A 12,953-nucleotide genomic window follows, 5' to 3' on the forward strand; every position below is an offset into this window, starting at 1 on the left:
CCCCCCCCCCCCCCAATGAGGCGGTATTGATGACGAGATTGGTTATGTCTATAGTTTCAGTAGATGCTTTTAGGGATGTCCCTTTATCCATGACAATAGTGGAACCTGTTGTTTGAGAAATCTTATTGGCTGTGACTGTAACACCATCTTTAAGAACTAACGAACCAGATCCTATTTTTAAAGGTTGTTTAAATGAAGATTGAAGATTTTCAGCTACAGCTTTTTCTTCTATAGATAGCTTTTCTCCGGAGAAAACAATCTTACCCGAGTAGGTCGTGGTTCCATCAGCTTTGTTGATTTCTATTTCTGTTGTTGTATCACCGGTATCAGCAATAGGGTCATAGAAGAAAATACCAAATCCATCTTTGGCATTTAACTTCGTAAATTTGCCTCCGGTCCCTAAGTTAATGGAATTTCTTTTTATTGAAGCATTACTATTATTTGTAGTGATTATTTTATTTCCATTAAAAATAATATTGCCGAGATCAGCAGTTAAGCTACATTCGCTACCTGAGTCATTAAAACAAATGGCTCCACCCTTTGGATCACTATCTTTAGAAACGGAGTTATTAGAAAATAGAGTAAGACCTCCAGAAGTTAGTTTGAGCTTTTTTGTGTAAATAGCCCCGCCACTAGTTGAAGATGAGTTATCAGAGAAAATCAGTTTTCTATTTCCTTCGAATATCAATTCTTCTCCACAGTTAATTGCCCCGCCACTATCCGTTGAACAGTTTTGATTGAATAGTATGTCAGAATTACTACTAAAGGTTGAATTTCCTACAACTTTAATAGCCCCTTTTCCGCTAGATCCGGGAGGGCAGAAGGAACATGAAAATAATGAAAAATTATTAATAGATAATTTTTTGTTTGATCCACTTGCGTCAATAGCAGCTGGCTTAGTCGTGGTGTTGATGCTTTCGAAACATAGGGAGTAGCCGTTTCCTATGAATAGAAGATCGCCAGCGCTCTGTGTAAAGCAGCTGCTTGTTAGAGCTGAGGAATTTCCCGCATTAGCAATACATACATTGCCTTCACAGGTGTAGGTTGTGCTTGTTGAATTACTTGAGGTTTTCGGCGTGAAAGTTCCATTTCCATTATAACTATCTGCAGGGGTCAAAGTTTGACTTTCTCCTTGAGCAAAGCTCAATGAGGTCGAGGCCATCAACCCCGAAGATATTAAGAACCAGTAGACTGGGTGTTTCATATTATGTTCTCTGGGTGATTTGAGATAGGCTAAAACGATCACAAAAATAATTAAAAGTCAAGGTGGTTGAAGAGGTAAGGCGATAGGCCCTGCCCCGGTGAGGGGCAGGGGAGGTGGAGGTGAGTTAGAACTGGATTTTAGATCCGAGGTCTATGTTGTAGGTTCTGGAAGAGCCTCTGAGCTCGAAACCGAACTGACTGAAGACTTCAAAGTTGGGGCTGAAAGATAAGTAATTTCCAGCTCTTACAATGAAAGCTTGTCTAGCTAAGTTTGTTGCTTTAGTTAACCAAACGGCTGTAGTTGGGCTAACTAGCAGAGACGTTGCACAATCAGGATTGCTTCTTGCAATGTCTGGTGAGTAGGCCAGAGTTAGGTTGTAAGAAGCACTATCATTTGCAGAGAACCTCTCAAACTTTACACCGATAGGCATAGCAATGTTTGTGAGGTTACTGCTCTCAAAGTATCTTCCTTCAGAACTGCTATTTTCTTTAAAGTCCTCTTGGTGAGCATGAACAAGCTGGAACTTCAAGAAAGGTGAGTACATATCAAATAAGGAAGAGTATTGAGACTCGATAGGCACAACAGCACCGAGTTCCACTCCGAAGCAATCGTTCCCCCAATCACCCTTGATCTCTGGGTAGACGACATTTTGTGGAGCGTATTTTTTAGTCATATTGGTCTTCATATCATTTGAAGTATGACTGTAGGTGAGTTGTGCATTAAGGACTAAAGGAGCTTGCGCACCGATAGTGTTTTGTAGCAGTCTATCCCAAGCACTCCAGAAGGAAGTGTGTTGATAATAGATAGAACCTGCGTAGATGTTGGAGCTGTTTTTAGATACAAGATAGTCTTTATCTTTTCCAAACAACTGACAGAAAGCAGCGCTGAAGATATCTTCTGAAGGCGTTTGAGCAAAGGCTCCTAAGAGATACCCCACACTGTTGTGACGGAACTTATGTTTCGTTTCCGTTCCACTTTTGTGTAAGAAGTTAGCCAATCCTGAAACCCAGAAACCGCGTTGGTAATCAGCACCATTGACACTAACATCCATAAGATTTTGGATAGCGCGTACATCCGAGAAAGATCCCCAAAGAGTATTAGGAACTAAGGGTCCTTGACGCTCCGGATTGGGGAGATAACCGGTTTGTTTCCAATTTAGAGTAGCTAATTGTTCGTGTGCGCCTGCCGTTCCTTGTTTCCAATCAATAGTCCAATCACCTTGATATCCGTAATGTGTTCCTGGAATTATGGGAGAATTGGATGCTGATGGAGGTGTAGCCTTGGCACCAGAAGGAGCTTTAAGAGTTACAGAAGAGGCGAAAGATTTAGTTGTAGAAAAGATAGGATATTCGTAGCCGTTGCCATCAGAATCAACTAGATTGAGGTTGGTGATAGAAGCGGTTTTTGCAGAGGTTTTAGATTCGATAGTGGCTGTTGAAGAGGAACCCCCCCCCCCCAACGGGAATTTATAAGACTCTAAAATCAAGAATAATCCTTGCTTTAATCGTACTGTCAACATGTTTAGCATTGGCAGCGTGTGTAGCAGGAACCACTATTTTTTCTACACCGCCTAAATTTATTATTATCGGTGGAATATCTACAGCACTGATCAACGTCCTTTGTTTGTGTATATTAATTCTACTCACACGTAATGCTGCCGTTAATTTGCATAGAGATGTGGATATTAAGTTGTACCTGTTATCCCAACATTATAGTAACTTCATCAATGAACATGATGCCTTTGTTGAAGAATACAACGCTTTCCTCGATGAATACCGACTCTACACTATCAGCGAGACTATAACTAATTACCAATCTCACCTCATTGAACAACCTGAAAAAGTATCTAAAAAAATGAGAAACAAAAAATAAAATCTTTCTTTAAAACAAGGAAAGATCACTTCTAAATAATCTTTTCAAAAAAAGGTTTCCTCCTATGGTGGAGACCTTGTCTTTGTGCTGCCCGCATTTATAAGTCAGTCATATTATTTGACTTAATAAAGAAACCTTCCTTATCATGCCCTGAAATCAAATAGTTAAAGTGTATATTTTATGCGAATAATAAGTCATGAAATTGAGGACATAAGTCCGACTACCCCCCCCCCAGTGAGGCAATATTTACGGAGAGATTAGATAGTGAAATGTTTTCTCCACCAGTGCTTGATGTTTCTAGGGTAGTGCCTAAATCCATAACCACGGAGCCGGCTGTCTGTGTGAAAGATTTTGCTTCTAGAATTACTCCATTTTTAAGAACAAGAGAGCCTGATTCTAATTTTAAAGCTTGTTTAAATGTGGATTTAAAGTTTTCAGATTCAACTTTTTCTTCTAGGGATAACTTCTCTCCGGAAAAAATAATTTTTCCATTATATACTTCAGAACCTGCTGCATCATTAAGCTTTAATTCATCAGTTGCTCCTGTTCCTGTAACTGGATCATAGAAAAAGATAGCAAATCCGTCTTTAGCTCTTAGTTGTGTGAATTTACCGCTAGTACTTATATCTATAGCATTTCTGATTGTTTTTTTTGTTCCACTAGTTGTTATTACTTTATTGCCATCGAATACAATATCCCCACGATTAGCGGTAAGATTACATTCACCACTTGTATCTATACAGATGGCTCCACCTTTTGGATCACTATCTTTAGAAACAGAGTTAGCAGAAAATAATGTAGGTCCCTCAGAAGAAATTGTTAACTTTTTTGCAAAGATAGCCCCACCTTTTTTCTGAGAAGAATTTCCTGAGAAAATAAGATTCTGATTTCCTTCAAATTTCAGCTCAGCATTACTTCCTGTACCGCACTTAACTGCTCCACCTTCTTCTGTTGAGCAATTTCTATCAAAAATAATTTTCGCATTATCTTTGAAATTAGTTAGCCCTTTGGATTGAATAGCTCCTTGCCCAGTTGTTCCTGGAGGGCAATAAGAACATGAAAACACAGAAAATCCAGATATGGATAATTGTTTATCATCCGTGCTTACTTCAATAGCTCCTGGTTTATTTGTAGAGGTAATATTATCAAAACAAAGAGAGTAACCATTTCCTAGAAAAAAAAGATCTCCATTAGTTTGAGAAAAGCAACTTTTACTGTTTGTGTCAGCATAAGCAATACAAACGTTCCCATTACAAGTATATTGCATTCCATTTGTTTCTGAACTTTCTTTAGGATTAAATGTGGTGTTAGATCCATCATTCCCATTATAACTATTAGAGGAATTCAGAGTTTCTTCCTTTGGAGCTGCAAAGCTCAAGGAGGTCGAGGCGATTAACCCCGAAGATATTAAGAACCAGTAAACTGGATGTTTCATATTTTCATGCTCTGGGTGAATTGAGATAGCGTTAACCGATCATAAAAATAATTAAAAGTCAAGGGGATTGAGTCTGCTTTCCTGAGAAGGAAAGCTTGTGGTATTTGTATTTGCCATTGAAAAGATAGGCGTTCTTTCAGAAGATTATGGGATAGGAATAATCTAATTATTTCTTTTCACGATCTATTGTTAAGTTAGGCATTTAACAAATAAAGAATCAAAATATCAGAAAGACTCTGGTATAGTTATTATGTCAGTTTGAATATCGGATTAAAGATACCTGGGAAAGAATATTTATGATGCCAAGGTTGCTTTGTGCTTTTCTTGTACTTGTTGTTGGTATAGAAGGATTTGGAGAGAAGATATTTTGTGAAAGTATAGCTATTTCAAAAAATAAACATGAGGACTTTTGGAATCTTGATCCTTATTGTTTGGAGAGTTTATGTGCATATTTTATAACACATGGCGATCATCAAAGTAGACAGAAGCTTGCAAATTTTTTCCCTCAGTTAACGACTGATGAGTTGTCTACTCTATCTAATTGCATTTTATTATCTAAAAATCCTGATTATGTTTTCTCACCTGAAGATATTTCAGTTATGAAAAAACTTTCTCTTCCGGGAGTCGTCTTTTTATGTAACTTTGATGGTCATAGTCTTCCTGAAAAAGATCTTGCACGAGCTTTAGTACTTGCTGAATTTCCTGGAGAAGAGGGTATACGCAAGGCAGAGCATTATACCCGTTATCTAGATATTCTGGCATTACGTGCCTATATTGAACGTCAAAAGTATTTGGATAAGGAACATTGTGCTTTAGGATCAGAGGCTTATCATAGAGCAACAATAGAAGCTTTGAATACGATTCTTTTTTATGAAGAAGGGATTCGCTATCCATCTAAAAATGAAATGTTTTCCGATGAATTTTCTTTTCTGTCTTCGGTTGCAGATAGAAAATTTGGAGTCTGCTTGGGCGTATCTTCTTTGTATTTTTCCCTGTCTCAACGCTTAGACCTTCCTTTGGAATCTGTTACGCCTCCAGGCCACATCTATTTGAGATATGATGGGGGGAAAATTAATATTGAAACTACGGCTGGAGGGAGGCATCTTCCTACGGAGCAATATTGCGATTGTTTGAACATTGATGAATTAAAGGTACGCTCCGCGAAAGAGCTCATAGGGTTAACATTTATCAACCAAGGGTCTTTTGCTTTGCAAAAGCAACAGTATCATGAAGCTGATCTCGCATATGAAAAAGCCAAAGAATATATAGATGACGATGAACTTCAAGAACTTTTGGGTGTTGTGAAAATCCTAAAGGGACAGAGGAAGGCGGGAGAAATTCTGCTTAAAAATTCTTCTCAAGCGCAATCCATCGGATCAGTAGCTTATGATTATTTGCAGGGGAATATCGATAAGGCAACCTTAAAACTATTATTTACTCACCCAGGATCTACCTATGATGAGGTGGTTTCCTATCAAGAGGCGTTAAAGAAAGCTATACAGCGCTCTCCGAAATGTTGCGAATCTCGCCGTAGACTTGCTTCTGTATTGCTTCACCTCGGGAAAACAGCGGAAGGAGTCGCTCTTTTAGAGCAGTGTGCTAAAGAGTCTACCGATGATATCGCCCTCCATTTAAAATTATCTAAGGTTCTTTGTGACCGTCATGATTATGAAAAAGCTCAAAAATATTTTTTGATAGCGCAAAAAAGTCTCGAGGATAAGGGAGTGAGATATGAGGATGAAAAATCCTTCACTCTATACCATGAGATCCGTAAAAAAATGTTTTTAATAGCACCTTAATACTAATATTTTGATTTATTGAGATTAATATTAATTTTCTATATACTTAGTTATCTTTTATTTACGAATCGCGTGTTCTATGAGTGCTAATATAGAGAAGACGGTAACTTTTGTTCGAATGTCTCCCCAGGAAATCCGCACTAGGTGTGATAATCTTACATTAGAGATGAATAAGGTGCGGGTTGTCTCTACATCTAGGCTCATTATTGAGTTTGTGGCCGTTATTTTAGGAACCGCGTGTTTTGCTTTAGCCGTTTCTCTTGCTACCGGACTTTTAGTTGTCAGCTGTAGTGTATGGCTAGTGCCTACGGCATTTGCTATAGGTGTAGCCTTGTTAACCTTTGCTGTTACATCAGCACTTTTGAGACAGGGCGAGCTAAAACTTGAGAGAAGCTGGAGAAGTCATGCAATGCGTTGGAATGATTTCGCAAATGATTTGCAGCATATGCTTGAAGCCGCGAAGCGTAAAAGAAACCAAGGGCCGACTTCCTCATCTCCTTCCGGAAGTGTTCATTCTTCTGAAATATCTAATTAAATTTTTTGTTGGTGCATATTTATCGGCCCAGCTTAAGATGTTTCCCAAGAATTTTATTAATCAATGTTTTAGGTGTTTTATGTCTTGTAAACAAATTATGTCGGACATACGCGATGGCTTGGGTTTTAATGGTTTTAGCTCAAAGCATCTTGTTAAACAGAAATTATCTGTGAATATTACTCGCGTTATTATGACGCTTGTGACCTTGCTTCTTGGCTTTGGTGCTTTGATTTGTGGTATTGGCACATGCACGGCAGCGTCCTTTATGGCCATGTCATTAGCTGGTGGCGCCGCTATAGCTCTAGGATTAGTTATGTTAATGTTGGCATGTTACTGGTGTTATGGTGTGTTTGCTAGTTTTCAAGCTAGAAAAGCCCCTCCAGCCGGAAGTATCCAACACGTCTAATAAAATCCTTAGATAGTGAATCTCTTATTTGAGGTTCTTTAGATAAACAACTCAATTTTTTGATAACCGTTCTGTAATCTTTAAGGTTATAAGAGCGGTTTTTTTTATGAGGAAATTCCCATTTGTAGGTTGTTCTTGATATATATAAATATAAGAAACCCCTTTTTAGATACGTGTGGGTTCAATATATCTAGTTAATAAGCAATTTCTTCTTTGTGATTATCTTTTAAAAATGCCCTCTCAGGTTGTTTTCAATTATGTAAGGGATTTAGGAGATTTCTGTTTTTATGTACTTAAAACTCAACATCCTATATCGTTCTTCTGAAATTAAAAAAAATAGGAGATAATTATGAACTGCATGGGAAATGTAAAAGAAGTTTGCGGTGGATTAGGAAGAGTAGACTTTTCTAAAGACGCTATTCCTGCGTTTAAGAAAAAAGAGCATCTATGTGCAAGTATAACTAGAGTTGTGCTTTGTGCTTTAGTAGCTATTATGGCAATTGCATCGATTATAGTCGGTTGTATTTGCTGCGCTGCTGGTGGAACATCTCTATACTGCGGTTTGCTTACTATTGCCTTGTCTTTACTTGGTGTTTCTTGGGCTGCTATTGTCTTAAGACGTATGTTTGATAAGAAATCATAAGAGATTTTTATGTGTTTCTAAGTAAACACAAAATCGACTTAATGAATGGCGAAGTTCGTTGTTTCGACAAAGTCATGTCTCTTTATGATGCAGGTGAGATTTATGTTCCTTCAAAATCACTTTAATCTTATCGATTGGAGTTTTTTCTGCTGTAACATTAATCATTTCCTGTGTGTAGCTTATTCTTAATGAAAATTATTTCCTGCGAATAGGCTCTAGGGGATCTTTTATTATCATAAAGAAGATCCTTATCTTTCATAAATTTGGTAGCACTTATGTTCGATGTTTCTCGATATAGGCAATCTTTTATGAAAGAAGAAACGTAAATTTATTTTGATGTAGAGCATCTAAATAATAAAAGTCTTGCAGTAGGATGATCTGCTGCAAGATTATTTCTTTTTGGTAATTTTCAAGCAGAGAGGAATCTCTGATTGAATATTTGAATTCTGTTTATATAATCTATAAGCTGTCTCTAGATACTTATGCAAATAGAGGGGTTTTGATGCCTTTTATTGAGAATGTAAAAGATGTTTTTGGTGGTTTAGGACGCTGTGATCTATCTGTAGAAAAAATCCCTGCTTTTCGAGCAGAGCGTAAATGTGTGGATGTTAGCAGAGCTATTGTTACTTTTGTTGGAGCTATATTTGCTATCGCTATTTTAGTTCTTGGAGTTACAACTTTGAATTTATGTTGTCCAACTTCAGCATTGGCAGGTGGATGTGCAATTGTCTTGGGTATCCTCTTTTTATCTTGGGTTGTGATAATGATTCTTCGTTTATGTGGTGTTGGGAAAATAACTAAAGAACCTCTGGCAAGAAATCTTATTACAGAAGAACCTGCACATACTAGTCAATCCGTTATCAACGATTAGGCTATAGTCTTTTTCTAGTTATAACGATATTATAACGCAACTAACTGTGGTTAAGAGAGAATTGTAAATAAGAAATCGGATAGCATTTCATTTATTCTTTAAACAAAGAAGGACTTTAGGAGAATCTTCCCTGAGTCCTTTTTTGTTATTCTTGTATATTGCAAACATCCCTTTCCCTTACTATAGTTAGCTCAATATAAGCTGAAGATAGAAAATCTCAAAAAGGCAAGGAGTTTGCCCCATGGAAGGCGAGCAAGATATAGGAGTTGAGTTTTTAGGTGACTATAAGATTCTCTGTTATTTGCGAAAGGGTTTGTGGTGCCAAGATATTCTTGCCGAGCATCGTTTTATAAAAAAACGGTATATCTTAAAATTGCTTCATTCTGAGCTTTCCTCATCCGAAGCATTTATGAATGCTTTTCATGAAGCTATTATTAAATTGGCAACAATAAGGCATCCCGGGATAATCTCTATAGAAAATGTTTCGCAAGCAGATGGTAAGTATTTTTTAGTAACCGAAGAAAAAGAAGTTCCCACGCTTTCTTTGGCGCAATATCTTTCTAGTTGTCCTCAAGGATTATCAGAACTCGAGGTTCAAGATCTTGCAAGTCAGCTTTCTGAAATTTTAGACTACGCTCACTCGAATGGGTTAGTTCATGGTAGTTTAAGTTTAGATTCTGTACATATAGATCTTTCAGGACAATCACCAAAAGTATTTCTTCCAGAGTTAGGATTCTCGTTTTTACTTAAGGATCAATATACTCAGCACCTTTTGACGGTTTCTTCTGAGAAATCTTCTTTTGATAAGTTGAAGCAGGTACTTTTGTTTCAAGCTCCAGAAAACACTTCGGGTACCATTGCCGAAGATATCTATGCGTTTGGAGTGATTGTTTATTTTCTTTTATTCCGACAGCTTCCCCAGGGAGTATTTCCTTTATCTTCCGAAGCTTTCCCCGAGTATATTTATGATTGGGATCGATTAATTCAGTCTTGTTTAAGTTACAGGATAGAAACAAGACCTAAGAAGTTGGCTCCTTTACTTGTGAAAAAGACGTTGGGAGAGCAGTTCCTTACTGCCAAGACACAATGTAGAGAAGAAGATTTAAGGGAGATACAAGAAGAACCTCAAATTCCGAGTGTAGCGAATATTTTACAGGAAGGTGAGAATCAAATAATTGAAGAAGTTTCTGATCATTTGGAATTTGTTCTTGTAGAAGCAAAATCCATAGACGAAGCTATGAATACTTCCGTAGATTCTACAGAAGAGATTATCAGGGAAGATGAAAGTTATTCTAATGCTCTACAGTCATTATTGATACGGGAACCGGTTGTTAGCCGTTACGTAGAAGAAGAAAAAGAAGAAGTAAAGCCACAACCTTTATTTACAGAAATGGTGTTTATTGAAGGCGGGGAATTTACACGGGGAAGTCGCGAAGGACAACGTGATGAACATCCTGTACATGAGATTTTTTTACAGAGCTTTTTCTTAGATATTCATCCTGTCACGAATGAGCAGTTTGTCCGTTACTTAGAATGTTCGGGGAGCGAACAAGATAAGTACTATAACGAGCTTATTCGTCTTAAGGATTCACGAATACAACGTCGTTCCGGTAAGCTTGTTATAGAACCTGGTTATGCTAAACATCCTGTCGTTGGTGTTACATGGTACGGAGCTTCGGGTTATGCCTCTTGGGTAGGGAAACGACTTCCTACAGAGGCTGAATGGGAAATCGCTGCTTGTGGAGGGGTGACTCAGTTGCGTTATCCTTGTGGTGAAGAAATAGATAAAAGTCAGGCAAACTTTTTTAGTTCGGACACAACGGCGGTGATGAGCTATCCTGCCAATCCTTATGGATTGTATGATATGGCAGGAAATGTATATGAGTGGTGTGAAGATTGGTATGGCTATGATTTCTATGAAATCTCTGCTCAAGAATCTCATGTTCCTCAAGGTCCTGCTCAAGGTGTTTATCGGGTATTAAGAGGAGGATGCTGGAAAAGCTTAAAAGACGATCTTCGTTGTGCTCATCGTCATCGTAATAATCCTGGTGCGGTAAATAGTACTTATGGTTTCCGCTGCGCAAAAGGAGTTAAGTAAACACTGCATGCAAAGTACGTATTCCAGGGAACAGTATTTATCTCTGTGTAAAGATATCGAAGAAGATGATTATCGCTATTATGTTCTTCATAATTCCACAATCTCAGATTATGATTATGACATGAAAATGCAAAAGCTTCTTGCTATAGAAGCTTTGCATCCCGAATGGAAGGTATTATGGTCTCCATCTATGCGTCTTGGAGATAGAGCTTCGGGGAGTTTTCCTGTCATTACGCATTCTCATCCTATGCTCTCTATTGCTAATGCCTATACTCTAGAGGAGCTTAATGATTTCTTTTCCCGTGTAGAGAAAACCCTAGGGCATACTCCCGTATACACTCTTGAGCTGAAAATTGATGGTATTGCCGTAGCTATCCGTTATGAGCAGGGAGTTCTTGTTCAAGCCTTAAGTCGTGGAAATGGTCGTAGGGGAGAAGACATTACGGCAAATATTCGTACAATACGTTCTCTTCCTCTTCGCCTACCAAAAGAAGCTCCAGAATTTCTTGAAGTTCGTGGCGAGGTATTCTTCACACGAGCAGTTTTTGAGCAAATAAACGCCGCGCAAAGACATGCTGAAAAGCCAGAGTTTGCTAATCCTAGAAATGCTGCTGGAGGCACGTTAAAGCTTTTATCTGCTAAAGAAGCGGCACAAAGAAATCTAGAAATCTCTGTTTACGGATCCTTGTCCGATGAGAGCACGGAATCGCATTATGATAACCTTAGACTGTGTGAAGCGTGGGGATTTCCTGTATTTGGACAGCCACGACAGTGTAAAAGTATAGATGAAGTAGTGAAAGCTCTTGATGAAGTAGAAGTTCTTCGTGATCAGCTTCCTATGGAAATTGACGGTGTTGTGATTAAAGTAGACAATATCGAATCTCAGAAAGTCTTAGGAATGACAGCGAAACATTATCGCTGGGCATTGGCTTATAAATATGCTCCCGAGCGGGCTGAGACAATTTTAGAAGATATCTTAATTCAAGTGGGTAGAACGGGAGTTTTAACTCCCGTAGCTAAGCTGCGACCGGTATTTTTATCGGGATCAAGAGTTTCACGTGCTTCTTTGTATAATGAAGAAGAAATCGAACGGAAAGATATTCGTATAGGCGATACTGTATATGTAGAAAAAGGTGGAGAAATCATTCCCAAAGTTGTTGGTGTATGCTTAGAAAAACGCCCCGAGGGTACGCAACCCTGGATAATGCCAGAATATTGCCCGGTATGTCATGGAAAGGTGACTCGTGAATCTGATAAGGTTTCTGTCCGTTGTGTTAATCCTTCATGTTCTGCAGGAGCTATAGAGAAAATTCGTTTTTTTGTTGGTAGAGGGGCTCTAGATATTGATCATCTCGGGGAAAAGGTAATCACAAAGCTCTTTGATCTCGGAATAATTCATAGATGTTGTGATATTTTCCAAATTACTGAAGAAGATCTCCTTCAAGTGCCCGGATTCAAAGATAAATCTGTGAAGAATGTTCTTAAGAGCATAGAGAAGGCAAAGGAGGCTCCTTTAGATCGCTTCATTACGGCCTTAGGGATCCCTTATGTGGGTATAGGAGGGGCCACGGCTCTCGCTCAGCATTTTTTTACTTTAGAAGCAGTGATGGGGGCCCCTTTAGATGAGCTAAAGGCTATTGAAGGAATCGGGGATAAGGTTGCCGAGTCTATAGTTGCCTACTTTAGTCAACAAGACAATATTGAAGAGATTCAAAAGATGCTTTCTCTAGGGGTAAACGTCTTACCATATCAAAAAGAAAATTCATCATGTTTAGGGAAAACTTTTGTTATTACCGGCACTCTTGAAAAAATGACAAGATCCGAAGCCGAGGCCTCTATTCGCAAGTGTGGAGGTAAGGTAAGCTCCTCGGTCTCTAAAAGCACCGATTATCTTGTTGTCGGGGAGGACCCCGGGTCTAAATTTAAAAAAGCCCAGGAACTTGAGATCTCTATTTTGACCGAAAGTGATTTGTTAAAAATCCTTTATCCTAGCTAGAATCTCGCTTTTTTATCTTTTTGTTAAGTTCTTAACTTTCATTATTAAGTAAATAACCTCTCTGTTCCCCTCTTATATGATTTAATATAAATTC

General features: G+C 38.3%; 8 protein-coding genes and 3 pseudogenes. 8 read left to right on the top strand and 3 right to left on the bottom strand.

The window, feature by feature from the left end; genetic code table 11:
- Both O6937_RS02635 and O6937_RS02640 read right to left on the bottom strand, forming a co-directional pair.
- Nucleotides 1-1,204: pseudogene (locus O6937_RS02635) on the bottom strand (hypothetical protein); the annotation flags it as partial.
- A gap of 124 nt (nt 1,205-1,328) precedes the next feature.
- A pseudogene (locus O6937_RS02640) lies at nt 1,329-2,654 on the bottom strand (autotransporter domain-containing protein); the annotation flags it as partial.
- A gap of 77 nt (nt 2,655-2,731) precedes the next feature.
- On the opposite strand from O6937_RS02640, the gene O6937_RS02645 reads away from it, so the two are divergent.
- The gene (locus O6937_RS02645; RefSeq protein ID WP_332390129.1) at nt 2,732-3,076 is read left to right on the top strand and encodes a hypothetical protein; all 345 of its coding nucleotides are present in this window, start codon (nt 2,732-2,734) and stop codon (nt 3,074-3,076) included.
- Nucleotides 3,077-3,299: 223 nt separating this feature from the next.
- On the opposite strand, the pseudogene O6937_RS02650 reads toward O6937_RS02645, so the two are convergent.
- Nucleotides 3,300-4,511, bottom strand: a pseudogene (locus O6937_RS02650) (Pmp family polymorphic membrane protein autotransporter adhesin); the annotation flags it as partial.
- Nucleotides 4,512-4,807: 296 nt separating this feature from the next.
- Between O6937_RS02650 and O6937_RS02655 the strand changes: the two are divergent.
- From O6937_RS02655 to ligA, 7 genes are all read left to right on the top strand, one after another.
- Entirely contained in the window at nt 4,808-6,310 is a 1,503-nt protein-coding gene (locus tag O6937_RS02655) for a transglutaminase family protein (RefSeq protein ID WP_332390130.1), read from the top strand.
- 79 nt (nt 6,311-6,389) lie between these two features.
- On the top strand, nt 6,390-6,845 hold the full coding sequence (locus O6937_RS02660; protein ID WP_332390131.1) for a hypothetical protein: 456 nt from the start codon (nt 6,390-6,392) through the stop codon (nt 6,843-6,845).
- Nucleotides 6,846-6,924: 79 nt separating this feature from the next.
- A complete protein-coding gene (locus O6937_RS02665; protein ID WP_332390132.1) occupies nt 6,925-7,251 on the top strand; it encodes a hypothetical protein in 327 nt (108 codons plus the stop codon).
- A 349-nt stretch (nt 7,252-7,600) separates the two neighbouring features.
- Entirely contained in the window at nt 7,601-7,894 is a 294-nt protein-coding gene (locus O6937_RS02670) for a hypothetical protein (protein ID WP_332390133.1), read from the top strand.
- 502 nt (nt 7,895-8,396) lie between these two features.
- A complete protein-coding gene (locus tag O6937_RS02675; protein WP_332390134.1) occupies nt 8,397-8,765 on the top strand; it encodes a hypothetical protein in 369 nt (122 codons plus the stop codon).
- A gap of 241 nt (nt 8,766-9,006) precedes the next feature.
- On the top strand, nt 9,007-10,863 hold the full coding sequence (locus tag O6937_RS02680) for an SUMF1/EgtB/PvdO family nonheme iron enzyme (protein ID WP_332390135.1): 1,857 nt from the start codon (nt 9,007-9,009) through the stop codon (nt 10,861-10,863).
- A 7-nt stretch (nt 10,864-10,870) separates the two neighbouring features.
- Nucleotides 10,871-12,859, top strand: a complete 1,989-nt coding sequence (ligA, locus tag O6937_RS02685) for an NAD-dependent DNA ligase LigA (RefSeq protein WP_332390136.1) — start codon at nt 10,871-10,873, stop codon at nt 12,857-12,859.
- Nucleotides 12,860-12,953 lie beyond the last annotated feature (94 nt).

Origin of the sequence: Chlamydia sp. 04-14 (assembly GCF_036632095.1) — a bacterium.
Classification (GTDB): domain Bacteria; phylum Chlamydiota; class Chlamydiia; order Chlamydiales; family Chlamydiaceae; genus Chlamydia.